The sequence below is a fragment of the Bradyrhizobium sp. SZCCHNS30572 genome, assembly GCF_032484415.1.
Classification (GTDB): Bacteria; Pseudomonadota; Alphaproteobacteria; order Rhizobiales; family Xanthobacteraceae; genus Bradyrhizobium.
Window position 1 is genome coordinate 376,008 of record NZ_JAUESY010000007.1, and the last position, 20,302, is coordinate 396,309.

The 20,302-nt window shown below is 65.0% G+C and carries 22 protein-coding genes and 1 tRNA gene; 19 read left to right on the top strand and 4 right to left on the bottom strand.

The genetic code is table 11. The features are described 5' to 3' along the window. The first annotated feature begins 401 nt into the window (after window positions 1-401). Window positions 402-478: transfer RNA gene (locus tag QX048_RS21485), tRNA-Met, on the top strand. Window positions 479-762: 284 nt separating this feature from the next. Here QX048_RS21485 and QX048_RS21490 read toward each other — a convergent pair. The 3 genes from QX048_RS21490 to QX048_RS21500 all read right to left on the bottom strand — a co-directional run bounded on the left by QX048_RS21490 (window position 763) and on the right by QX048_RS21500 (window position 2,734). Then, complete coding sequence (locus QX048_RS21490; protein ID WP_315718316.1) at window positions 763-1,848, bottom strand: YeeE/YedE family protein; 1,086 nt, start codon at window positions 1,846-1,848, stop codon at window positions 763-765. A 121-nt stretch (window positions 1,849-1,969) separates the two neighbouring features. Continuing rightward, window positions 1,970-2,320: a metalloregulator ArsR/SmtB family transcription factor gene (locus QX048_RS21495; protein ID WP_315718315.1), complete on the bottom strand. Its 351-nt coding sequence runs from the start codon at window positions 2,318-2,320 to the stop codon at window positions 1,970-1,972. 24 nt (window positions 2,321-2,344) lie between these two features. Then, window positions 2,345-2,734, bottom strand: coding sequence for a thioredoxin (locus QX048_RS21500; protein WP_315754880.1), 390 nt, complete (start codon window positions 2,732-2,734; stop codon window positions 2,345-2,347). A 121-nt stretch (window positions 2,735-2,855) separates the two neighbouring features. On the opposite strand from QX048_RS21500, the gene QX048_RS21505 reads away from it, so the two are divergent. Next, window positions 2,856-3,590 carry a cytochrome c biogenesis CcdA family protein gene (locus QX048_RS21505; protein ID WP_315778323.1) on the top strand — a complete coding sequence of 245 codons (735 nt, stop codon included), beginning with the start codon at window positions 2,856-2,858 and terminating at the stop codon, window positions 3,588-3,590. On the opposite strand, the gene QX048_RS21510 is transcribed toward QX048_RS21505, so the two are convergent. Further along, the gene (locus QX048_RS21510; RefSeq protein WP_316200654.1) at window positions 3,591-4,307 is read right to left on the bottom strand and encodes a hypothetical protein; all 717 of its coding nucleotides are present in this window, start codon (window positions 4,305-4,307) and stop codon (window positions 3,591-3,593) included. A 94-nt stretch (window positions 4,308-4,401) separates the two neighbouring features. Between QX048_RS21510 and QX048_RS21515 the strand changes: the two genes are divergently transcribed. The 17 genes from QX048_RS21515 (at window position 4,402) to QX048_RS21595 (ending at window position 20,246) form a co-directional block, all read left to right on the top strand. After that, window positions 4,402-4,995: a thioredoxin family protein gene (locus tag QX048_RS21515; protein ID WP_315826661.1), complete on the top strand. Its 594-nt coding sequence runs from the start codon at window positions 4,402-4,404 to the stop codon at window positions 4,993-4,995. A gap of 129 nt (window positions 4,996-5,124) precedes the next feature. Continuing rightward, entirely contained in the window at window positions 5,125-5,568 is a 444-nt protein-coding gene (soxX, locus tag QX048_RS21520) for a sulfur oxidation c-type cytochrome SoxX (RefSeq protein WP_315718311.1), read from the top strand. A gap of 20 nt (window positions 5,569-5,588) precedes the next feature. After that, the gene (gene soxY, locus QX048_RS21525; RefSeq protein ID WP_315718310.1) at window positions 5,589-6,041 is read left to right on the top strand and encodes a thiosulfate oxidation carrier protein SoxY; all 453 of its coding nucleotides are present in this window, start codon (window positions 5,589-5,591) and stop codon (window positions 6,039-6,041) included. Between the two features lie 18 nt (window positions 6,042-6,059). Beyond that, complete coding sequence (gene soxZ / locus QX048_RS21530; RefSeq protein WP_315718309.1) at window positions 6,060-6,386, top strand: thiosulfate oxidation carrier complex protein SoxZ; 327 nt, start codon at window positions 6,060-6,062, stop codon at window positions 6,384-6,386. A gap of 33 nt (window positions 6,387-6,419) precedes the next feature. Beyond that, window positions 6,420-7,244: a sulfur oxidation c-type cytochrome SoxA gene (gene soxA, locus QX048_RS21535; RefSeq protein ID WP_315772267.1), complete on the top strand. Its 825-nt coding sequence runs from the start codon at window positions 6,420-6,422 to the stop codon at window positions 7,242-7,244. 24 nt (window positions 7,245-7,268) lie between these two features. Further along, window positions 7,269-8,963: a thiosulfohydrolase SoxB gene (gene soxB / locus QX048_RS21540; RefSeq protein WP_315826662.1), complete on the top strand. Its 1,695-nt coding sequence runs from the start codon at window positions 7,269-7,271 to the stop codon at window positions 8,961-8,963. Between the two features lie 5 nt (window positions 8,964-8,968). Further along, entirely contained in the window at window positions 8,969-10,252 is a 1,284-nt protein-coding gene (gene soxC / locus QX048_RS21545) for a sulfite dehydrogenase (RefSeq protein WP_315826663.1), read from the top strand. After that, window positions 10,191-10,949, top strand: coding sequence for a cytochrome c (locus QX048_RS21550; RefSeq protein WP_315826664.1), 759 nt, complete (start codon window positions 10,191-10,193; stop codon window positions 10,947-10,949). The genes soxC and QX048_RS21550 overlap by 62 nt, the downstream gene beginning before the upstream one ends. Window positions 10,950-10,975: 26 nt before the next feature. Further along, window positions 10,976-11,410: a hypothetical protein gene (locus QX048_RS21555; RefSeq protein ID WP_315718331.1), complete on the top strand. Its 435-nt coding sequence runs from the start codon at window positions 10,976-10,978 to the stop codon at window positions 11,408-11,410. Window positions 11,411-11,420: 10 nt separating this feature from the next. Next, window positions 11,421-12,323, top strand: coding sequence for an alpha/beta hydrolase (locus tag QX048_RS21560; RefSeq protein WP_315826665.1), 903 nt, complete (start codon window positions 11,421-11,423; stop codon window positions 12,321-12,323). An 8-nt stretch (window positions 12,324-12,331) separates the two neighbouring features. Next, window positions 12,332-12,772, top strand: a complete 441-nt coding sequence (locus QX048_RS21565) for a DsrE family protein (protein ID WP_409978004.1) — start codon at window positions 12,332-12,334, stop codon at window positions 12,770-12,772. Between the two features lie 68 nt (window positions 12,773-12,840). Beyond that, window positions 12,841-13,941: a YeeE/YedE family protein gene (locus tag QX048_RS21570; RefSeq protein ID WP_315754833.1), complete on the top strand. Its 1,101-nt coding sequence runs from the start codon at window positions 12,841-12,843 to the stop codon at window positions 13,939-13,941. A gap of 418 nt (window positions 13,942-14,359) precedes the next feature. Further along, complete coding sequence (locus QX048_RS21575) at window positions 14,360-16,048, top strand: methyl-accepting chemotaxis protein (protein WP_315826666.1); 1,689 nt, start codon at window positions 14,360-14,362, stop codon at window positions 16,046-16,048. A 470-nt stretch (window positions 16,049-16,518) separates the two neighbouring features. After that, window positions 16,519-17,061, top strand: coding sequence for a YeeE/YedE thiosulfate transporter family protein (locus QX048_RS21580; RefSeq protein WP_315826747.1), 543 nt, complete (start codon window positions 16,519-16,521; stop codon window positions 17,059-17,061). Between the two features lie 10 nt (window positions 17,062-17,071). Further along, window positions 17,072-17,629 (top strand): YeeE/YedE thiosulfate transporter family protein, encoded by a 558-nt coding sequence (locus QX048_RS21585; protein WP_315718301.1) that lies wholly within the window; start codon window positions 17,072-17,074, stop codon window positions 17,627-17,629. Between the two features lie 48 nt (window positions 17,630-17,677). Further along, the gene (locus tag QX048_RS21590) at window positions 17,678-18,019 is read left to right on the top strand and encodes a rhodanese-like domain-containing protein (protein WP_315718300.1); all 342 of its coding nucleotides are present in this window, start codon (window positions 17,678-17,680) and stop codon (window positions 18,017-18,019) included. 259 nt (window positions 18,020-18,278) lie between these two features. Further along, window positions 18,279-20,246 carry a methyl-accepting chemotaxis protein gene (locus tag QX048_RS21595; protein ID WP_315826667.1) on the top strand — a complete coding sequence of 656 codons (1,968 nt, stop codon included), beginning with the start codon at window positions 18,279-18,281 and terminating at the stop codon, window positions 20,244-20,246. The last annotated feature ends 56 nt before the right edge of the window (window positions 20,247-20,302 follow it).

A 20,302-nucleotide genomic window follows, 5' to 3' on the forward strand; every position in this document is an offset into this window, starting at 1 on the left:
AGCACGGCGTCGGTTTTGTGCCGGCTGGGCGCGAGCGTGGAGCCAATCCATTTGGGGTGTGTGTCGTCGGTCCCTGCCGCCGCCCCCCGAAGAACTTGTCCTTGTCCCCAGCCCGGGCCGTGCCGTGGTCCCGGCCGGCAAATAGGTCGCTCTCATATGTATTTGTAATGTTGAGGTAATTTCTGATGTGAGTCGTGAGAGAGGCGGTGTCACAATCCGGCAAAAAAACTTCCCGAAAGGCCTTTCCAAACCGGCCTCGCATTGGTACATACCGCCCGCACCCGACGGCCGGCTAGGCCAACGGGCTCAAGCCTTCTCAGGAAGCCTTTGGGATGGATCGGCAGCGCCTCGGTGTCTGCCAGGACCGCCCGGCGCTTCTCTGAAGGTGACGCACAAGTTAACGCGGGGTGGAGCAGCCCGGTAGCTCGTCAGGCTCATAACCTGAAGGTCATAGGTTCAAATCCTATCCCCGCAACCATTGAGACCGACACTCCCGTAGCCGACGAGGCTGCGGGAGTTTTGGTTTGTGAGCTGCTGTGCAGCTGAGGACAGTGCCGTCTCCCCCTGAAGCGTGGCATCGGAAGATCCGGGAATTATCACCAGGACGGCGCTCAGGCGACCATGCGAGCCGGCAGACAATCTGCGAAGCGCGTGAACTGAAGTATTGAGGCAACGGCGAAATCCACAATCCGTCTGCCTGCGGTACAACCCCATTGCCCTGGTGTGGGAGCGAGCTTGCACATTGCGCGAGCGCAGCCGCCGTCACGATGTCAGACGCAGCAGGTTGCGCACGGCAGGGCGCCATTCGCCGGTCATGGTGTATTCGAGGCCGAGACGTGCGCCGCAGGTGATCGCCAGCATCGTCAGCGGCGCCGAGATCGCCAGCGTCGAGAATGCCGACAGGCCCTGTCCGATCGTGCAGCCCATCGACATGATGCCGCCGGTGCCCATCAGCAGCGCGCCGGTCATGTGACGCTTCAACTCACGCGCGTCATCGCAGGCTTCCCAGCGGAAGACGCGCGAAAACATTGCCGCGACGAACGAGCCCAGGATCACGCCGGCGACGGAGCCGATCGCAAAGTCGGCCCGGCTGCCCGAAAGCGTGGCGATGTAGAGCACGGTATTGCCGAGCGGGGCAACGAAGGTCAGGGATGCCACGCGCGCCGGATCGAAATCGTCATTGCCGAGCCAGCTGGTGGCGAACCAGCCGAACGCCACCGCGCAGCCTACGGCGAGGCCGGAGAGCAGCAGGCGCGGCGATCTCACGAGGCGCCCGTCGGCCAATGCCCAGGCCGCGAGCGCGACCGCTGCGACGGAAACGGTTGCCGGCCGCGCATATGAGCCAAGTGCGGGCGACAGCAGCATATCCATGCCCTGGGTCATCGTTTCGGGCAGGCGTATGGAGAGCGGCTCGATCAGCGAGATGCGCAGGAATCCCGTGAGCCCGCGCATCGCGGCCAGGGCTGACACGCCCAGCACCAGAAACACGACGATGGCGCGCAGATCACCGCCGCCGATACGGACCAGTGTCCCGAAGCCGCAGGTGCCGACCAGGGCCATCCCGATTCCGAACGACAAGCCGCCGAGGATGGCGCCGCCGAGCGGAATGGACGACGTCAAGTAGATCGAGCGCGACAGGTCGATCAGGCCGAAGCTGGCGAGCAGCTGGGTTGCGACCAGCGCGACCGCGGCCGCCAGAGCGAAGGATTTGAGTCGCCGGGTATCGGCGCCGAAGAACGCGTCCTCCAGCATCGCGAGCGTACAGAAGCGGCCGGCGCGACCGGCGACGCCGAGAACGGCGCCCGCGAGGAGCCCACACATGAACGTCAGTGCTGATGGGCTGAGCATTCCTCTCCGACATCCTCGTTGGTTTCCTGGCATTGTGCGCCAGGAGCGGCGGGGACGCCAGACCTCTTGCGCCGCTACGGGGCGCGCCGATGCGAAGCCCGAGACCGCGAGGGCCAACCGGTCAGCGGCGGCGCTTGCGGACCGGCTCGCAATAGACGTCGTAGATCGCCGTCAGGATCTTGCGGACATCTTCGCTCGCAAGGCTGTAGTAGATCGTCTTGCCCTCGCGCCGCGTCGTGACCAGCCGGTCGAGCCTGAGACGGGCGAGCTGCTGCGAGACGGTCGACTGCCGCTCGCCCAGGAACTGCTCGAGCTCGGTGACGGATTTTTCGCCTTCGGCAAGGATGCAGAGCAGCAAAAGCCGGGACTCGTGGGACAGTGCCTTCAGCATCTCGCTGGCTTCCCGCGCCTTCTCGATCATCTGCTCGAGCTCGGCAGAGGTTTCGATGTCCTTCAACTTCGGCAGCGGCATGAATTCTGAATCCCTCGGTTGGCGTCAGGAGCGGGCCGGAGCCCCGCTTGTAGCATTCATTATGCGGCCGAGCAGCCCAAAGAAGAACGCATCGCCGGGATAACCGCGGATGCGTCCGATCTCGCGGCCCTGATCGACCACCACGAAGGTCGGGGTGAACGCTCCCGGATCGATACCGGAAAGGTCCGTCGGCAGCGGCTTGGCAAGGTCGACCCGTCGCAGCGGCAGCGCGCGCCCCTCGTCGGTCTTGTCATAGATCGGACCGATTTCCGCGTTGAAGCGGGCGCACCAGCCGCAGCCCGGACGTTCGAACATCACGAGCTCGGAGGCGAACGCCGGGGACGAGAGGCAAATGCCGGTCACTACGGCTCCTGCGAGCGTTGCGAATCCGCGCGATGCACGTCTGCTGGTCATGCCGAGATCCTCTCTGGACTTGGTGGCCAATCTATCATTAAATTCGAATATGTACTAGTGCGCGATTTCCGAATCCTGCCCGGCAGGCCGGGCACGTAGCGCTGGCCGACCGGGGGGAAAGATGGATCTCGACGTCACGCTGGGCGCCGCGCTGGCCGCGGGTCTGTTGTCGTTTCTGTCACCGTGCATTCTGCCGCTGGTCCCGCCGTTCCTGTGCTACATGGCCGGCGTCTCGGCGGCCGACGCGATCGGCGAAACCAGCATGGCCCAGCGGCGGCGGACGGTGCTGACGGCGCTGTGCTTCGTCGGCGGTTTTTCGCTGGTGTTCGTCGGTCTCGGCGCCACCGCCTCGGTGTTCGGAAGGTTCATTGCCGGCCATCTCAGCCAGCTCGGCATCCTCGCTGGCCTCGTCATCATCACGATGGGGCTGCATTTCCTCGGGGTGCTCCGGATTCCGCTGCTGTACCGGAGCGCCACGATCGACGTCGGAAGCAAGCCGGCCGGCCTGCTCGGTGCGTTCGTGATGGGACTTGCCTTCGCCTTCGGCTGGACGCCGTGTGCGGGGCCGGTCCTTGCCGCCGTCCTGATGATGGCCGGCGCGGAGGCGACGGTGGGGAAGGGCGCGCTGCTGCTCGCCGCCTATTCGGTCGGGACCGGCATCCCGTTCCTGATCGCCGCTGCCTTCACGGGACAGTTCATGACCATGCTCAAGGGCATCAAGCCGCATCTCCCCCTGGTCGAGAAGACGATGGGCGGCTTTCTCGTCCTGACCGGCGCGGCCTTTCTCGCCGGCGTGATCCCGCGGATGTCGGAATGGATCTTCGAGCGCTTTCCGTCGCTCGCCACCATCGGCTGATCAGCCGAAGCGGAAGTCCAATAGATTGACGAAGGACTGCAGTTCGATCTCATAGCGATGCACCAGGCCGGCGTCGCTCTCGCGCGCCGCGCGGCCGATCTCGCCGGCACTCGTCGTGGCGCCGTCGATCGGGCGGCGGAACTCGGCCTGGCTCGCCACGTCGGGCGCGGCGAGGCCGTTGCAGCGTTGCAGCCGGTCGCGCAGCGCTGTGCCGGCCTGGACGACCTCGCCAGGCTCGGCCTTGCCCGCAGCGAACCGCGCAGCTGCGTTGCGCAACGCGTCCATGACGGGTGACAGGTCGAACACGCAATCGCTGAGTTCGACCACGCCGGCGTCCTGCCTCAGGGCGTGAAGCGACCGGCGCAACGCGGCAATGGCCGCCGCAGCGCGTGCCCCGTCACCTGCGGTCAGCGCTTCGTCCGCCTGCTTCAGGCGATCGTTTCCGGTGGCGATCAGCTCTGCAAAGGATTTGACCGAATAGGGCGCATTGGAGCGCTCGGCGAGCCGGCTGAGCCTGCCCCAGGCGATCCGGGCGTCGTCGAGCTCGATCTGCGCCAGGCCCACATTGCCGGTGCGGCCATAGCTCGCGGCGGTGCGCAGGCTGGCCATCGCCGAGCGCATGAAGGCAGCGACGTCCGTGTTCTCTTCGGCGCGCCCACGGACGCCGTGCGTGAGGCATGACAGCACGAGCGACAGCATGATGACGCGGCGCAGCATCGAATGTCCTTTTCACATTCTGTTATTCGAATATCATGTATCGAAATTCCGTGGACTTGGCAAAGTGGACTTGGCAAAGCGCGCGAGCAGGCTGATGACGACGAACCGGACGATGACGCGGCGCGATCTGGTTGCGCTGCTCTCTGCTGCTGCTGCGGCCGTCGGCCCGGCGTCGGCGCCGGCGCAGGCCGACGCGGCGCTCGGCGACGACGGGCTCTATCACCAGTCCTGGTTTCTCAACAGCTTCCTGGACCTGCGCGAGGATCTCGAAAGCGCGGCGTCGGAAGGCAAGCGGCTTGCGATCATGTGGGAGCTGCGCGGCTGCCCGTTTTGCCGCGAGACGCATCTGGTGAACTTTGCCGATCAAGAGATCACGGACTACATCCGTGCCAATTTCGAAGTGCTGCAGCTCAACCTGCTCGGCGCGCGCAAGGTGATCGACTTCGATGGCAAGGAGCTTGCCGAGAAGGAGCTCGCCGAGCGCTACGCGATCCGCTTCACGCCGACGTTCCAGTTCTTTCCGCCATCGGCCGAGGGGGTCTCTGCGAAGGAGCCGCTCGCGCGCGAGGTGGCGCGCGCGCCGGGCTATCTCAAGCCGCCGCATTTCCTCGCAATGTTCCGCTTCGTGCGCGAGAGGGCCTATGAGCGCGGCACATTCCGCGACTATCTCGCTTCGACCAGGGGTTGAGTGCAGTGCGGCATCGAAATGCGCTTGACACCAATCACATTATCAAATCATAATTCTTGAATATGATGGATCGTAAGTCCGTCGTGTCATCGTAAGGCGAGGGGACGCCTCGCCGGTAAGGGTGGAAACATGCGCCGTTTGATTCCGGCCGCCTTGCTCTGCGTGTTGCTGTCGGCAGCCGCGCGGGGTGACGAGCCGATCAGGCTCGATGTCGTCGACTATGCCATTCCGAAATCGCTGACGGGCGCGCCCGGCAATGCCGATGCCGGCAAGAAGGTGTTCTTGACGCGGACGCTGGGCAATTGCCTCGCCTGCCATCAGGTGTCGTCGCTGAAGTCGGAAGAGTTTCACGGCGAGTTCGGTCCGTCGCTCGACGGCGTCGCGACCCGCTACAACATGGCGCAATTGCGCCTGATCGTCGCCGATCCCAAGCGCATCTTCACCGATACGGTGATGCCCGCCTTCTACAAGAACGACGGACTCAATCGCGTCAGGTCGGAGTTCGTCGGCAAACCCGTCCTCACCGCCGCGCAGGTCGAGGACGTCGTCGCCTTTCTCGAAACATTGAAGTAACCGCCTCTGGAGGATGATGCATGGGCGCAATCAACAGACGACAGGCGTTCCTTCTCGGCGGCGGTTTCGTCGCCCTGACGGTGCTGCCGATGGCCGCCAACGCCGAGCCGAGCAACGACGCGGCCGAGATGATCAAGAAGTTCACCGGCGGCAAGGAAGCGGCCAAGGGCAAGATCACGCTCGATCTGCCTGAGATCGCCGAGAACGGCAACACCGTGCCGCTCGCGCTCTCGGTCGAAAGCCCGATGACCGCCGAGAACTACGTCAAGGAAGTGCTGTTCGTGGCCGACGGCAATCCGAATGCCGGCGTCGCCACGCTGATGTTCACGCCGATGTCCGGCAAGGCCGAGGCATCGATCCGCATCCGTCTGGCGCAGACCCAGAACGTGATCGCGGTCGCGAAGATGAGTGACGGCTCGCTCTTCACTGAGCGCAAGACCGTCAAGGTCACCATCGGCGGCTGCGGCGGCTGAGACAGGGGAGAGACGAACATGGCAGACAAGCCGCGGATCAAGCTTCCGAAGGAAGCCAAGAAGGGCGAGATCATCCAGATCAAGACGCTGGTCTCGCATCTGATGGAATCGGGTCAGCGCAAGGATGCGCAGGGCAAGCCGATCCCACGCAAGATCATCAACAAGTTCACCTGCGAGTTCAACGGCAAGCCGGTGTTCTCCTGCGCGCTGGAGCCGGCGATCTCCGCCAACCCGTACATCCAGTTCGACGCAAGGATCGACGAGGAAGGTACGTTCAAGTTCGCATGGACGGATGATGATGGCTCCGTGGTGACGGCCGAAGAGAAGATCGCGTTGAAGGCCTGATCGGCAGCGTGTGATCGCTAGGAGGAGTGACGGATGTCCATTCGCTACGGTTCTCTCGCCGTCCTGGCTTCGGCCGCGCTGGCCCTGTCCGCAGTCGCGACGTTCGGCCAGGAGGCCGAACGGAAGGGCATTCCGGCGCCTCCCGGTCACGTCTTCAAGACCATCATCTCGGGCTATCAGTTCCGCACCAAGGAAACGCGCGCGCTCCAGGATGACGACCTGGAGAATCCCGGCTTCCTCGCGGTGGAGCGGGCCGCCGACGTCTGGAAGACGGTCGACGGCAGCGAAGGCAAGTCGTGCATGAGCTGCCACGGCGAGGCGGAAAAGACCATGAAGGGCGTCGGCGCCGCCATGCCCAAATGGAGCGATAAGCTCAACAAGCCGGTCAATCTCGAGCAGCAGATCAACATCTGTCGCACCGAGCACATGAAGGCGCAGCCCTGGGCCTTCAAGTCGAAGGAACTGACGGACATGACGGCGTTCGTCCGCTACCAGTCGCGCGGCATGCCGGTGGCGGTGAAGACCGACGGTCCGATGTCGCCATGGTTCGAGAAGGGCAAGGAGATCTACTATACGCGGGTCGGGCAGCTCGATCTCGCCTGCGCGTCCTGCCACGAGAAGAACAACGGCAAGTTCATGCGCGCCGATTTTCTGAGCCAAGGCCAGACCAACGGCTTTCCGACCTACCGGCTGCGCGATCAGCGCCTGATCCCGCTGCACGAACGGTTCGAGGGCTGCATGTTCGACGTTCGCGGCGTGCCCTACAAGCCGCTGTCGGACGAGTTCCTCGCGCTCGAAGTCTACGTCGCCTGGCGCGGCATCGGGCTGCCCGTCGAGACACCGTCGGTCCGCAACTAGCCGCGGACACAAGGAAGATACATCATGATATCGCGTCGCGAATTCGTTCAGGTCGCATTGGCGGCGGCTGCCCTGGCGGGTGGCTCCGGTCTTGCGGGTGCGACCCGCGCCTTTGCTCAGCAGAAGCTGACCGAGAAGGAGCTGCTGGCGTTCGATCCGGTCGGCAACGTCACCTTGGTGCATGTCACCGACATCCACGGCCAGCTAATGCCGCTGTATTTCCGCGAGCCGTCGACCAATCTCGGCGTCGGTGACGCCAAGGGCCAGCCGCCGCATGTCACCGGCAAGGATTTCCTCACCCGCTTCGGCATCGCGCCGGGCTCGTCGTCGGCCTATGCGCTGACCTCGGAGGATTTCGAGGCGCTCGCCAAGACCTACGGGCGGATCGGCGGGCTCGACCGCGCCGCCACCGTCATCAAGGCCATCCGCGCCGAGCGCGGCGACAAGGTCGTGCTGCTCGATGGCGGTGACACCTGGCAGGGCTCATGGTCGTCGCTGAAGACCCGCGGCCAGGACATGATCGACTGCATGGCGCTGCTGAAGCCGGATGCGATGACGGGGCATTGGGAGTTCACCTACGGCACCGAGCGCGTCAAGCAGGCGGTCGATGGTCTGGGCTTCCCCTTCCTCGGCCTCAACATCCGCGACACCGAATGGAACGAGCCGGCGTTCGAAGCCTCGACGATGATCGAGCGCGGCGGCGTCAAGATCGCGGTGCTCGGCCAGGCCTTCCCGTACACGCCGGTCGCCAATCCCCGCTGGATGATTCCGAACTGGTCGTTCGGCGTGCGCGAGGAGGATGTTCAGACCCAGGTCGACAAGGCACGCAAGGACGGCGCCGGCCTCGTGGTGCTGCTGTCACACAATGGCTTCGACGTCGACCGCAAGCTGGCCAGCCGCATCAAGGGTCTCGACGTCATTCTCACGGGTCATACCCATGATGCATTGCCTGAAGCGGTCAAGGTCGGCAAGACGCTGCTGATCGCGTCGGGCTCCTCCGGCAAGTTCGTCTCGCGGCTCGATCTCGACGTCAAGGACGGCGAGGTGAAGGGCTATCGTTACAAGCTGATTCCGCTGTTCTCCGACGTGATCACGCCGGATCCGGCGATGGCGGCCAAGATCGCCGAGGTGCGCAAGCCGTTTGCCGCCGATCTCGCCCGCCCGCTGGGACGGACCGAGACGCTGCTGTATCGCCGCGGCAATTTCAACGGCACGTTCGATGACCTCATCTGCCAGGCGCTGCTGCAGGAGCGCGATGCGGAGATCGCGCTGTCGCCGGGCTTCCGCTGGGGCACCAGCGTGATGCCGGGCCAGGATATCACCTTCGAGGACGTCACCAACGCCACCGCGATCACCTATCCGGCCGTCTATCGCATGGGCATGACCGGAACGCGGCTGAAGGAGATCATCGAGGACGTCGCCGACAACCTGTTCAACGTCGATCCCTACTACCAGCAGGGCGGCGACATGGTCCGCATCGGCGGCATGTCCTACGCCATCGACGTCAACAAGCCGCAGGGGCAGCGCATCTCCGACATGCGCCTGATCAAGACCGGGGCCGCGATCGATCCGACGCGCGAGTATCAGGTCGCGGGCTGGGCCAGCGTCAACGAAGGCACGCAGGGACCGCCGATCTGGGAGGTCGTATCGAGCTATCTGCAGCGCCAGAAAACCGTTCGTCTCGAGCCCAACCGGGCCGTCAAAGTCTCCGGAGTGTGACGACGATGTCCAAGGACAAACTACTTCCCTCAGCCCCACGCGCGTCGCGCCGTGGTTTCCTGACTGCAGCCGGAGGTCTTGCCGCCACGGCGCTGGCCTCGCAGGCGCGTGCCGGCGTCGGCAATCCCGCCAACCAGCCGCCGAACGTGCCGGAATGGACGCGGACCCTTGGCGAGGGCGTCGCTGTGCGCCCCTACGGCAAGCCGTCGAAGTTCGAGAAGGACGTTGTCCGCCGCGACGTCGAATGGCTGACGGCTTCGCGCGAATCCTCGGTCAGCTTCACGCCGCTGCATGAGCTCGAAGGCATCATCACGCCGAACGGGCTGTGCTTCGAGCGCCATCACGGCGGCGTGGCCGACGTCGATCCGGCCGATCACCGGCTGATGATCCATGGCCTGGTCGAGCGGCCGCTGCTGCTGACGCTCGACGAGCTCAAGCGCTACCCGCGCGTCAACCGCATCCACTTCATGGAATGCGCGGCCAACTCCGGCATGGAGTGGCGCGGCGCCCAGCTCAACGGCTGCCAGTTCACGCATGGCATGATCCACTGCGTGCAATATACCGGCGTCTCGCTGCGCACCCTGCTCGAAGAGGCCGGCGTCAAGACCAACGGCAAATGGCTGCTGGTCGAGGGCGCCGACTCCGCGTCGATGGATCGCAGCCTGCCGATCGAGAAGGCGCTCGACGACTGCATCATCGCCTACAAGATGAACGGCGAGGCGCTGTATCCCGAGCAGGGCTATCCGATGCGCCTGGTCGTGCCGGGCTGGCAGGGCAATCTCTGGGTCAAGTGGCTGCGCCGTATCAAGGTCGGCGACCAGCCCTGGCACACCCGCGAGGAAACCTCGAAATACACCGATCTCTTGCCGAACGGAAAGGCGCGGCGCTTCACCTGGGCGATGGATGCCAAGTCGGTGATCACGAGCCCGAGCCCGCAGGCTCCGATCAAGCATGGCAAGGGCTTCACGATCGTCTCGGGACTGGCGTGGTCGGGCAACGGCAAGGTCAAGCGCGTCGACGTGTCGCTCGATGGCGGCCGCAACTGGTGGCCGGCGCGGATCGACGGCCCGGTGCTCGACAAGGCGCTGACCCGTTTCTACTACGAGTTCGACTGGAACGGCGAGCCGCTGCTGCTGCAGTCGCGCGTCCAGGACGAGACCGGCTACGTCCAGCCGTCCAAGGCCGAGCTGCGCAAGGTCCGCGGCTACAACTCCATCTATCACAACAATGGCATCCAGACCTGGCATGTGCAGGCAAACGGTGAGGTCGAGAATGTCGAGGTCGCCTAAGCTCATCATTGCCGCCGCAGCGCTGGCAGCGCTTGCGGGCTCGGTGGCGTTCGCCGGCGGTCCGAGCGAGAAGACCGAGGCCAAGTCCGATGCCAAGGCGCCGCAGCGCTTCAACATCGGCCGCGCGCCGAGCGCGGAGGAGATCCGCGGCTGGGACATCGACGTGCGTCCGGACGGGCAGGGGCTGCCAGTCGGCAAGGGCACCGTCGCCCAGGGCGAGAAGCTGTTCATGGACAATTGCGCCAGTTGCCATGGCGAATTCGGCGAGGGTGCCGGCCGCTGGCCGGTGCTCGCCGGCGGCAAGGGATCGCTGACATCAGACAATCCGGTCAAGACGGTCGGTTCCTACTGGCCCTACGCCTCGACGCTGTTCGACTACGTCCGCCACGCGATGCCGTTCGGCAGCCCGCAGTCGCTGAAGGTCGACGAGTACTACGCGCTGGTCGCCTATGTGCTGTATCTGAACGACGTGATCACCGATCAGAACTTCGAGCTGAGCAACAGCAATCTCGCCACGATCAAGATGCCGAACGAGGGCGGGTTCATCATGGATGACCGGAGCACGAGCGAGAAGGCGTTCTGGCAGAAGGATCCTTGCATGAAGAACTGCATCGCGCCGGTCAAGATCACCGGACGCGCGACAGCGGTCGACGTCACGCCGGAAGACAAGGACGGCAAGCCGCGAGGCGTCGAGTGAGGATTGCCGGATGCAGCCGCCGCCAGATGCTATTGGCGGCCGCATCCGTCGCCCTGGCCGGAAGCGGGGTTGCGTCCATCGCCACTGCAGCCGAGCCACATAGGCTCGCGCTGCAGATCAGCGACGAGGATCCGGCCAAGATGCGCGCGGTGCTCGACGTGGCCGCGAATGTCTCCCGCCACTATTCGGGCGAGGGCGCGGAGGTCGAGATCGTGATCGTTGCGTTCAATGGCGGCCTCGACATGCTGCTGGCCGACCGCTCGCCGGTGAAGGAGCGGGTGCTCGGCTTCGCCAAGTCGATGCCCAATGTGAGCTTCATCGCCTGCGGCAATACCTTGGAGACGCTCGCGAGCAAGGAGGGACGGCAGCCGCCTCTGCTCGACGGTGTCACGGTCGTCAAGACCGGGGTCGCGACCCTGCTGGAGCTGTCCGAGAAGAACTGGACGATCGTGCGTCCCTGAGGAATTTGCGATGCGGTGGTGGCTCGCTCTTGTCGTCTCGTTCATTGCGTCGATCGCCTTCGCGGCCGAGGAGCCGCGCGAGCTCACGATCGGCGGGCGTACGGCGCTCGGCACGCTCCGACTGCCGGCGCAGTCTGGACCGGATGTGCCGCTGGTGCTGATGACGCACGGCACGCTCGCGCACAAGGACATGGAGACCATCCAGGGCCTGTCCAAGGCGTTGGCCGAGCGGGGGATCGCCTCGCTCGCGCACAATCTCGTGCTCGGTCTCGATCGCCGCACCGGCATGTACGATTGTGCCAAACCCCATGACTATGTGACGGACGATGCTGTCGTGGAGATCGCCGCCTGGCTGAGTGAAGCGCGCAAGACGTCGTCGCACGTCTTCGTCCTCGGTCATTCGCGCGGCGCCAATCAGGTCGCGCGCTATCTGGCCGCCAATCCCAGAGCGGCGGTCGACGGTGCGATCCTGCTGGCGCCCGCGACGGCGAGCATCGAGGCCGGTTTGAGAGACGCCTATGCGGAGAGCTACGGCCAGCGATTGGCGCCGCTGCTCGACAAGGCTGAGGCAGCGATCGCCGCCGGGCGCGGCGGTGATTGGATGTCGGTGCCGGGCTTCATCTATTGCCGCGATGCCAAGGTGACGGCGCGCGCATTCGCAGCATTCTATCGCGCCGACCGGCGTCAGGATACGGCGGCGCTGGTCGCCGATGTGAGCCTGCCGGTTCTGGTGCTTGCGGCAGCGCAAGACAAGACGGTACCGGACGTGGCAGCGTCGTTCGCGCCGCTGGCGTCACGCGCCGGCAGCCGTGTCCGACTGGAGACGATTGACGACGCAGATCACTTCTTTCGCGATCTCGCCGCCGAGGATGCCGCTGATCGCATCGCAGGATTCATTGCAGCCGCGCGTTAGGAGCCACCATGGAACGTCGATCTTTGATGCAAGCCGGTCTTGCCGGCCTGTTTGGAATCTTCGGTGTCAGCAGCGCACGCGCGGCGACGGAATCTCCGCGCCAGCGCGTCGCCTATCATCTCGCCGATCAGGACCGCGCCCTGTTCGTTCTCGGCAACCTCCAGAACCACGTCGATGGCACCGGAGGACCTGGACGCGCAGACATTCGCCTGGTGATCCACGGTCCGGGCTTGCGGGCCTTTCATGCGATTTCGGCCGACCAGACCATCTCGGCTCTGGCCGAGCGCCTCATGAAGGCTGGCGTCGGCTTCGAGGCCTGTGCGAACACCATGAAGGCGCAAGGCGTGAAACTCGACGATCTCTTGCCAGGGTTCGCGGTGGCGGAGAAGGGCGGCGTCGTGCGCCTCACGGAGCTGCAGCAGAGTGGATACGCCTACCTGCGCCCGTGACGGGCGCATGCGTCCTTGCCGATGCCGCCCGGCATGTTGAGCGGTAGGCCTGAACGACGGGAGCGCCTGTGCTCACCGCATTGATCGACCTTCTGGGTGAGGAGCTGGTGTCGCTGCTGTGCGGGCTCGCGGCCGGCGGCGCGTTCGGCTTCTTCGCCCAGCGCAGCCGCTTCTGCCTCCGGGCGGCCACGGTCGAGTTCGCGCGCGGGCAGGGCGGTCCGCGGCTGGCGGTGTGGCTCCTCACCTTCGCCTCGGCGCTGCTGGGCACCCAGGCGCTGGTGGCGATGGGCCTGCTCGACGTCTCCGAAGCGCGCCAGCTGGCGCAGCAGGGCAGCATTTCCGGCGCGATGATCGGCGGCACGCTGTTCGGCTGCGGCATGATCCTGGCGAGAGGCTGTGCCAGCCGTCTGCTGGTGCTCTCGGCCAACGGCAATCTGCGGGCGCTGCTGTCCGGCCTCGTCTTCGCGGTGACGGCGCAGTCCGCCTATCGCGGCCTGCTCGCGCCGGCACGCGAGTGGCTCACCAATCTTTGGCTCGTCGACGGCGGACCGTCGCGCGACATCATGAGCCTGTTCGGCGGGGGTACGCCCGAGAAGCTCGGCTTCGGAATGCTGTGGTTCCTCGCCGGGCTCGCCGCCGTGTCGAAGTTTCAGGTTGGCCCGAAGATCCTGCGCTCGGCGGTGGCCGCGGGCGCGGCGGTCGCCGGGGGCTGGCTCCTTACCTATCAGCTCGGCCAGGCCTCGTTCTCGCCGGTGCCGCTGAAGAGCCTGACATTCAGCGGTCCTTCGGCGGAGCTGCTGATGCAGGTGCTCGCCAGCCCGCAACTGAAGCCGGGCTTCGATCTCGGCATCATTCCGGGTGTGTTCATCGGCTCGTTCGTTGCGGCTGCGCTGGCGCGTGAACTCAATCTCGAAGGCTTCTCGGATGGGCGCGGCATGCGCCGTTACATGATCGGCGCCGTCCTGATGGGATTCGGTGCGATGCTGGCGGGCGGCTGCGCCGTTGGCGCCGGCGTAACCGGGGCATCGGTGTTTGCGCTCACAGCGTGGATCGTGCTCGGTGGCATGTGGTTGGGTGCGGCCGTCACCGATTTTGTCGTCGACCGCTGGCTGTTCGCCACCAAGCCGGCGCAGAGCCCGGTTCAGTCGCCCTCCGTCATGCCTTCTTGAGGCATCCTGCGGAAGCGAGCCTGCTTCTGCTGAGCGGCATTGGACATGCAGCGTCAAGGCGCAGCATCCATGAATCTCCGGGACCTGTCTGTCACAGGCTCGTCGACGCGTGGCGTGTCGGCGCACTTCAAGCCTCCGACGAAGAACATTGTCTGATCAGATCGGATCGAGCCCGAAGACACGCGTCTTTGCGTCGTCACGCCGGAGCGCAGATCGCGTAGTCCGCGGATTGGCCACAGGAGATGCGCGCCGAACACGGCATTCGGACCATCGTGCCCGATCATGACGTTGGTAGATTCCAGTCTGGAAATCCCGCCCGTTAACCAATTTGCGAAGGTCGGGTGATACCGTCGCGAGGGGACGACGCAATCATGCGGCGGACCGATACGAATCGCCGGGACTACGAAAGGCACGCGTGATGTCGCAACTCTCCATTCGAGCAAAAATGGCGGCCGTCATTGCGCTGCTGCTGGTGGCGATGACCATCGTCGGGTTGCTGGCCGTCCGCGGCATGCAGACAATCAATACGCATACCGAACAGATCGCCAAGAACTGGCTGCCGAGCGTGCGCGTGCTCGGCGAGTTGCGTTCGGCGATCAATCTCAATCGGGCGCAGCTGCGAGCCTACATGACGGCAGATACGACTGAGGAGAAGGACAATCTCGACCGCAACATGAAGGCAACGCTCGCCGTCATCGCGACGGCGCGCCGCTCCTATGAGGCGATGATCTCGTCGGCCGAGGAGCGCAGCCTGTTCGAGAGCTGGTCGCGGGGCTGGGAGCAATATGTCAAGGCTGCCGATGGTGTGCTCGAGGTGCTGCGCGCAGGGAACGGCAACGCGACCAAGCAGGCGAGCGATCTGTTCAACAAGACGGTCCGGAGCGTCGCCAATCAGTCGGACGAATTTCTTCGAAAGCTGATTGACCTCAACAATCGTGGCGCCGACGCCGAAACCAAGATCGCCGCGGATGGCTATGCCGAGGCATTTGCATTGATGTCGACGGTCATCGTCCTTGCCGTTCTCACCGGCATCGGCGTCGGAAGCTGGTTCGTTCGCGACATTTCCCGGCGCATCGCTTCCATCATCAGGCCGATGCAGGCGCTCGGTGAGGGTAACCTGGCGATCGAGATCCCCTATCGCGGTCAGAAGACCGAAGTAGGCATGATGGCCGACGCCCTGGACGTCTTCAAGACCGCCTTGATTGCGAAGAAGCAGGCCGACGATATCGCTTCGAGAGAGGCAGAGGTGAAACTGGAACGCGGCCGGCGGCTCGACGAGATCACTGGCCGCTTCGAGGCCGTGGTCGGCGAGATCGTCGATACCGTGTCCACGGCATCGAGCACTTTGGAAGGTCACGCCGGAGGGCTCAGCAACACGGCGAGCCGCGCACAGAACCTGGCCACATCCGTCACCGCGGCTTCCGAGGAAGCCTGCACCAATGTGCAGTCGGTGGCATCTGCGACCGAGGAGCTCTCCGCGTCCGTCAACGAGATCAGCAGGCAAGTCCAGGATTCGGCCCGGATGGCCAATGAGGCGGTGGCACAGGCACGCAGGACCAATGAACAGGTCGGCGAGCTCTCGAAGTCCGCTGCCCGCATCGGCGACGTCGTCGAGCTGATCAATACGATTGCCGGACAGACCAATCTGCTCGCGCTGAATGCAACGATCGAGGCCGCACGCGCCGGCGAGGCCGGCCGTGGATTTGCGGTGGTCGCATCCGAGGTCAAGGCGCTGGCCGAGCAGACGGCGAAGGCCACGGGCGAGATCGGCCAGCAGATCTCCGGCATCCAGTCCGCCACCCAGCAATCGGTCGGTGCCATCCGCGACATCAGCATCACCATCGAGAAATTGCAGGAGATTTCGTCGACGATCGCATCAGCCGTGGAGCAGCAGGGCGCTGCCACGCAGGAGATCTCGCGCAACGTCCAGCACGCGGCGGCGGGAACGCAGCAGGTCTCAGCCAACGTTGCGGATGTGCAGCGCGGTGCCGTCGATACCGGAACCGCCGCATCCCAGGTGCTGTCCGCCGCGAAATCGCTGGCCGACGACAGTGCCAGACTGAGCATGGAAGTGAAGAAGTTCATCGCCGGCGTGAGAGCCGCCTAGGAACTCGCAGCGACTGAGAGCCGCGCAGATCCGATCTCGCCGCCATTCGCCGGCCCGCGTCGGGAGTGCTGGACAGGTGCGCAGGCCCGGCCACCACGCGCCGGGCATCGCTTCTGCATTGGCCTGCGAGCCTCATCTCGAGGACTTCTCCCGCGGCCGCGGCAAGCGGCGCGACCGAGTCGCGTGGTGACGATGGACCTGCGAGAGGCCGCGCCGACATGAACAGAGCGTGGGGCTGCGGCGGATCATGCTCCACTGCGGCTTGCTCGGGCCTGCCGTCCCCGAGGTCGCCCGTGCCGCTGATTCCTCGCCGTCAGGCTGCCGAAGAGCCCCGCCTTTTCACCTATCGGCATCGTGACCTATCGGCACTGGCCGATTTATAATTGCATAAATTCGAATATATGCATATAGTGGCGTACGTCGGTCGCGGCGCTGGGCCGCGTCAGCAGGGAGGACCCGTCGTGGCAATGATGAACGACGTCATGGTCAAGGATCTGGGCGAGTCCGGGCGCATCGACTGGTCGCCTTATCTGGTCGGCGCCGGCATCGGCATCCTCAGTTGGGTGGCCTTTGCCGGGTTCGGCGACCCGCTCGGCGTGACGACGGCGTTCTCGCGCATCGCGTCGCTGTTCGCCGTGCCGGTGATCGGATCCGAAGCCGTCGCCGCCAACAGTTATTGGAAGTCGATGCCGCTGAAATGGGATTATGGCGTCTGGTTTCTGGTCGGCATTCCGCTCGGCGCATTCCTGTCGGCGGTCATCTCCGGCACGTGGCGACTGGAGCTGGTGCCGGAGGTCTGGAGGGAGCGCTTTGGTCCGTCGGTGTCCAAGCGCTTCGTCGCTGCGTTTCTCGGCGGCATCGTCATCATGTATGGCGCGCGTCTGGCCGGCGGCTGCACCAGCGGCCACGGCATTTCAGGCGGTCTGCAACTGGCGCTGTCGAGCTGGTTGTTCCTCGCCGTGATGTTCGCGACCGGCCTGGTGGTGTCGCGCGTCATGTTCCGGAAAGCATAGGAGAAGGGCCATGACGTCATTGATGAGCATCGCCGGCCCGCTCTTGATGGGCGCCGTGTTCGGCTATCTCCTGCAGCAGGGCAAGGTCACGAGCTGCAACGTGATCGAGAACCAGTTCCGGCTGCGCGACTTCACCGTGCTGAAGGTGATGGGCACGGCGATCGTGGTCGGCGGCATCGGCGTTCTGCTGCTGGTCGATACCGGCAACACCAAGTATTACGTCAAGGACGCCAACATGCTTGCGGTCGCGCTCGGCGCGGCGCTGTTCGGCGTCGGCATGGTGGTTTACGGCTACTGCCCGGGCACTGCGCTCGGCGCCATTGCCAGCGGCAGCGTTCATGCTGCAGTGGGCGCTTTCGGCATGATCGTCGGGGCGATCCTCTATGCGCTGAGCTTCGACTGGGTGAAGGCCCATGTCCTGAATGTTTGGGCGCTCGGCAAGGTGCGGCTGCCCGACATCACCGGCGTGCCGGATGGCGTCTGGTTCGCCGCGCTCGCGATCGGTGCAGGTGCGTTCTTCTTCTGGGTCGAAGCGTCCGCGGCCAAGGCGAAGCGGACACAGGGCTAGGCTGAGTCGCCCGAGTGCCCCTATGTCAAACAGTGAGAGGTTCCTCCCATGCTATCAGGACTGTTCAGCAGGTTGACCGGGTCGACCAGCGTGCCGGCGATCGAGCATGATGAGCTGGTGCGGGCGCATCAGCAGCGGAGCTGCGTCATCGTCGACGTGCGCGAGCCGCATGAGTTCAAGGGCGGCCACATCCCCGGCGCCGTCAATCACCCGCTGTCGCGTTTCGACCCGGGCAGCCTCGTGCACGACAAGCCGGTGGTTCTGATCTGCCAGGCCGGCGGCCGCTCGGCCACCGCCCTGCGGCGGGCGCTGTCGGCCGGGCGGCAGGATATCCGCCACTATGCCGGCGGCATGAGCGGCTGGCGGGCGCGCGGCGGTCCTGTCGCCTGAACGCGCCCTGCCGGACAGGTCGGACGCTCTGCTCTGTCAGCATGTTCCGACGGGACTTGTGAAGGGTTGAGGTGAAGTGATCTGCAACCAGCATGGATTGCGGCAGGTTAAGAGCAAAGTGTGCGGCGGAAGGCTCCGATAGCCGTTCCCGCCCCGCAGCAGCTAATTTGTTGTTGGTCCAGTCCATTGGTTGACTCGTTCAGGAATAATTAGTTGCAACGCTGCAATACTCGAACACCGGTCGACGTTCGAGGATCGCATGTTGAAGTTTGGTGGCTTGAGAACCCGGATCACCCTTTCTCTGGTGATCGGTGCGGCAGCGACGGCCCTCTTCGTGCTGCTGGTCGCCATGTGGATCATCGGCGGCATCATCGACCGCGCCAATGAGCGCGAGCTCCACGCCCAATATGACGCCTTCAATTCGCGCCTGCAGCTGGAGGCGACCCGCGCGGAAGCGATGAGTGCGGTGGTCGCCAAGATCCCCGCGGTCCAGGACGCCATGGCGCAGAACGACCGCGACGCCTTGATGCGGCTGTTCGGCGCGGGCATGGCCAGCCTGAAATCCGATTATGGCGTCGACCAGTTTCAGTTTCACACGCCGCCGGCGATGTCCTTCCTGCGGGTGCACCAGCCGGCCAAGTTCGGCGACGATCTGTCGGGATTCCGCAAGACGGTGGTGGCCGCCAACACCGACCGCAAGCCGATCGTCGGGCTGGAGGGCGGCGTTGCCGGCCTCGGGCTCCGCGGCGTCGTACCGATCGTTTCCGCCGGCAAACATCTGGGCTCGGTCGAGTTCGGCCTGACCTTTGGCCAGAACTTCTTCGACGAGTTCAAGCGCAGCCGGAATGTCGAGGTCGCGTTCCGCCTGGCTGGCGACACCGGCTTCAAGCTGTTCGCGACGACGATCGGGGAGACCTCCTTCTTCGCAAGCGGCGACTATCGGGAGGCATCGGCCGGCAGCTTCCTGTCGCGCCAAGGACAGCTCAAGGGTGTTCCGGTCGTCGCGCTGCTGGGCCCGATCAAGGATTTCTCCGGCAAGCCGATCGGGGCCGTCGAGATCATCATGGACAACAGCGAGTTCATCCAGGCTCGCAATCGCGCCGGGGCGTTGGCGATCGGGATGACGCTGGCCGGCCTCGTGCTGATCGCGCTCGCCGGGCTGTTGATCGCGCGCGGCATCTCCCGCCCGATCGTCCAGATGACGAGCGCGATGCGCGAGCTCGCCGACGGCAACTTGGACGTTCGCGTCCCGGCCGACTGGCGCAAGGACGAGGTCGGACAGATGGCACGCGCCGTTTCGATCTTCAGGGACAACGCCGTCCGGATGAGGGATCTGCAGGCGGAGCAGGAGAAGGCCCAGGCTCGTGCCGAGGAGGACCGGCGCCGCATGCTGATGGAGGTGGCCGATGGCTTCGAGGCCAGCGTCCGCGGCGTCGTCGACGCCGTGTCGGCTGCGGCCATCGAAATGGAGGCGACCGCCCGTTCGATGTCGGTGACGATCGATCAGTCGAAGCAGCAGGCCCTGACGGTATCGCAGGCGTGCGGCTCCGCGTCGGACAATGTCAACACCGTTGCCTCGGCGGCCGAGGAGCTGTCATCCTCGATGAACGAGATCAGCAAGACGCTCGAGCGTGCGTCGTCCGTGGTTCGCAAGGCCGCGGACGAAGGGCAGCAATCCAACGACAAGGTGCAGCGGCTCAACATTGCGGCCAGCAAGATCGGCGAGGTCGTCGCACTCATCACCCAGATCGCCAGCCAGACCAATCTGCTGGCGCTGAATGCGACGATCGAGGCCGCGCGCGCCGGCGAGTCGGGCAGGGGATTCGCCGTCGTCGCTAGCGAGGTGAAGACGCTGGCGACCCAAACGGCCAAGGCGACCGAAGAGATTGGTGCTCAGATCGCCGCGGTTCAGGCCGAAACCGCCGCCGCGGTCCAGAGCATCGGTATGATCTGCACCACGATCCAGGAGGTCGACGAGATCTCGACCATCATCGCCTCATCGATCGCGCAACAGGACGCCGCGACCCGCGAGATCGCCGGCAATGTGAACGTCGTCGCCGGCAAGACCCAGGACGTCACGCGCAACATCGCGGGCGTCACGTCCGGGGTCGTGCAGACCGGCCACGCCGCCAACGAGGTGCTGTCGGCGGCCGGCGAGCTCGCGCAGCAGTCGACCCGGCTGCGTAGCGAGGTCAACCAGTTCCTAGCCCATATCAGGGCGGCCTGACCGGTCGTTGGGTGGCTGAAGTATCAAGCTCGCCGACACGCCGATCGCTCCGGCGT

Excerpts from the sequence above, each read along its gene's own strand:
- soxY (WP_315718310.1), top strand. The coding sequence starts at position 5,589 with ATGGGCGCAATCAACAGACGACAGGCGTTCCTTCTCGGCGGCGGTTTC.
- QX048_RS21550 (WP_315826664.1), top strand. The coding sequence starts at position 10,191 with ATGGCATCCAGACCTGGCATGTGCAGGCAAACGGTGAGGTCGAGAATG.
- soxA (WP_315772267.1), top strand. The coding sequence starts at position 6,420 with ATGTCCATTCGCTACGGTTCTCTCGCCGTCCTGGCTTCGGCCGCGCTG.
- QX048_RS21510 (WP_316200654.1), bottom strand. The coding sequence starts at position 4,307 with ATGCTGCGCCGCGTCATCATGCTGTCGCTCGTGCTGTCATGCCTCACG.
- QX048_RS21575 (WP_315826666.1), top strand. The coding sequence starts at position 14,360 with ATGTCGCAACTCTCCATTCGAGCAAAAATGGCGGCCGTCATTGCGCTG.
- QX048_RS21590 (WP_315718300.1), top strand. The coding sequence starts at position 17,678 with ATGCTATCAGGACTGTTCAGCAGGTTGACCGGGTCGACCAGCGTGCCG.
- QX048_RS21565 (WP_409978004.1), top strand. The coding sequence starts at position 12,332 with ATGGAACGTCGATCTTTGATGCAAGCCGGTCTTGCCGGCCTGTTTGGA.
- QX048_RS21500 (WP_315754880.1), bottom strand. The coding sequence starts at position 2,734 with ATGACCAGCAGACGTGCATCGCGCGGATTCGCAACGCTCGCAGGAGCC.
- QX048_RS21515 (WP_315826661.1), top strand. The coding sequence starts at position 4,402 with ATGACGACGAACCGGACGATGACGCGGCGCGATCTGGTTGCGCTGCTC.
- QX048_RS21595 (WP_315826667.1), top strand. The coding sequence starts at position 18,279 with ATGTTGAAGTTTGGTGGCTTGAGAACCCGGATCACCCTTTCTCTGGTG.
- QX048_RS21560 (WP_315826665.1), top strand. The coding sequence starts at position 11,421 with ATGCGGTGGTGGCTCGCTCTTGTCGTCTCGTTCATTGCGTCGATCGCC.
- QX048_RS21505 (WP_315778323.1), top strand. The coding sequence starts at position 2,856 with ATGGATCTCGACGTCACGCTGGGCGCCGCGCTGGCCGCGGGTCTGTTG.
- QX048_RS21555 (WP_315718331.1), top strand. The coding sequence starts at position 10,976 with ATGCTATTGGCGGCCGCATCCGTCGCCCTGGCCGGAAGCGGGGTTGCG.
- QX048_RS21580 (WP_315826747.1), top strand. The coding sequence starts at position 16,519 with ATGAACGACGTCATGGTCAAGGATCTGGGCGAGTCCGGGCGCATCGAC.
- QX048_RS21495 (WP_315718315.1), bottom strand. The coding sequence starts at position 2,320 with ATGCCGCTGCCGAAGTTGAAGGACATCGAAACCTCTGCCGAGCTCGAG.
- soxX (WP_315718311.1), top strand. The coding sequence starts at position 5,125 with ATGCGCCGTTTGATTCCGGCCGCCTTGCTCTGCGTGTTGCTGTCGGCA.
- soxC (WP_315826663.1), top strand. The coding sequence starts at position 8,969 with ATGTCCAAGGACAAACTACTTCCCTCAGCCCCACGCGCGTCGCGCCGT.
- QX048_RS21585 (WP_315718301.1), top strand. The coding sequence starts at position 17,072 with ATGACGTCATTGATGAGCATCGCCGGCCCGCTCTTGATGGGCGCCGTG.
- soxZ (WP_315718309.1), top strand. The coding sequence starts at position 6,060 with ATGGCAGACAAGCCGCGGATCAAGCTTCCGAAGGAAGCCAAGAAGGGC.
- QX048_RS21490 (WP_315718316.1), bottom strand. The coding sequence starts at position 1,848 with ATGCTCAGCCCATCAGCACTGACGTTCATGTGTGGGCTCCTCGCGGGC.
- soxB (WP_315826662.1), top strand. The coding sequence starts at position 7,269 with ATGATATCGCGTCGCGAATTCGTTCAGGTCGCATTGGCGGCGGCTGCC.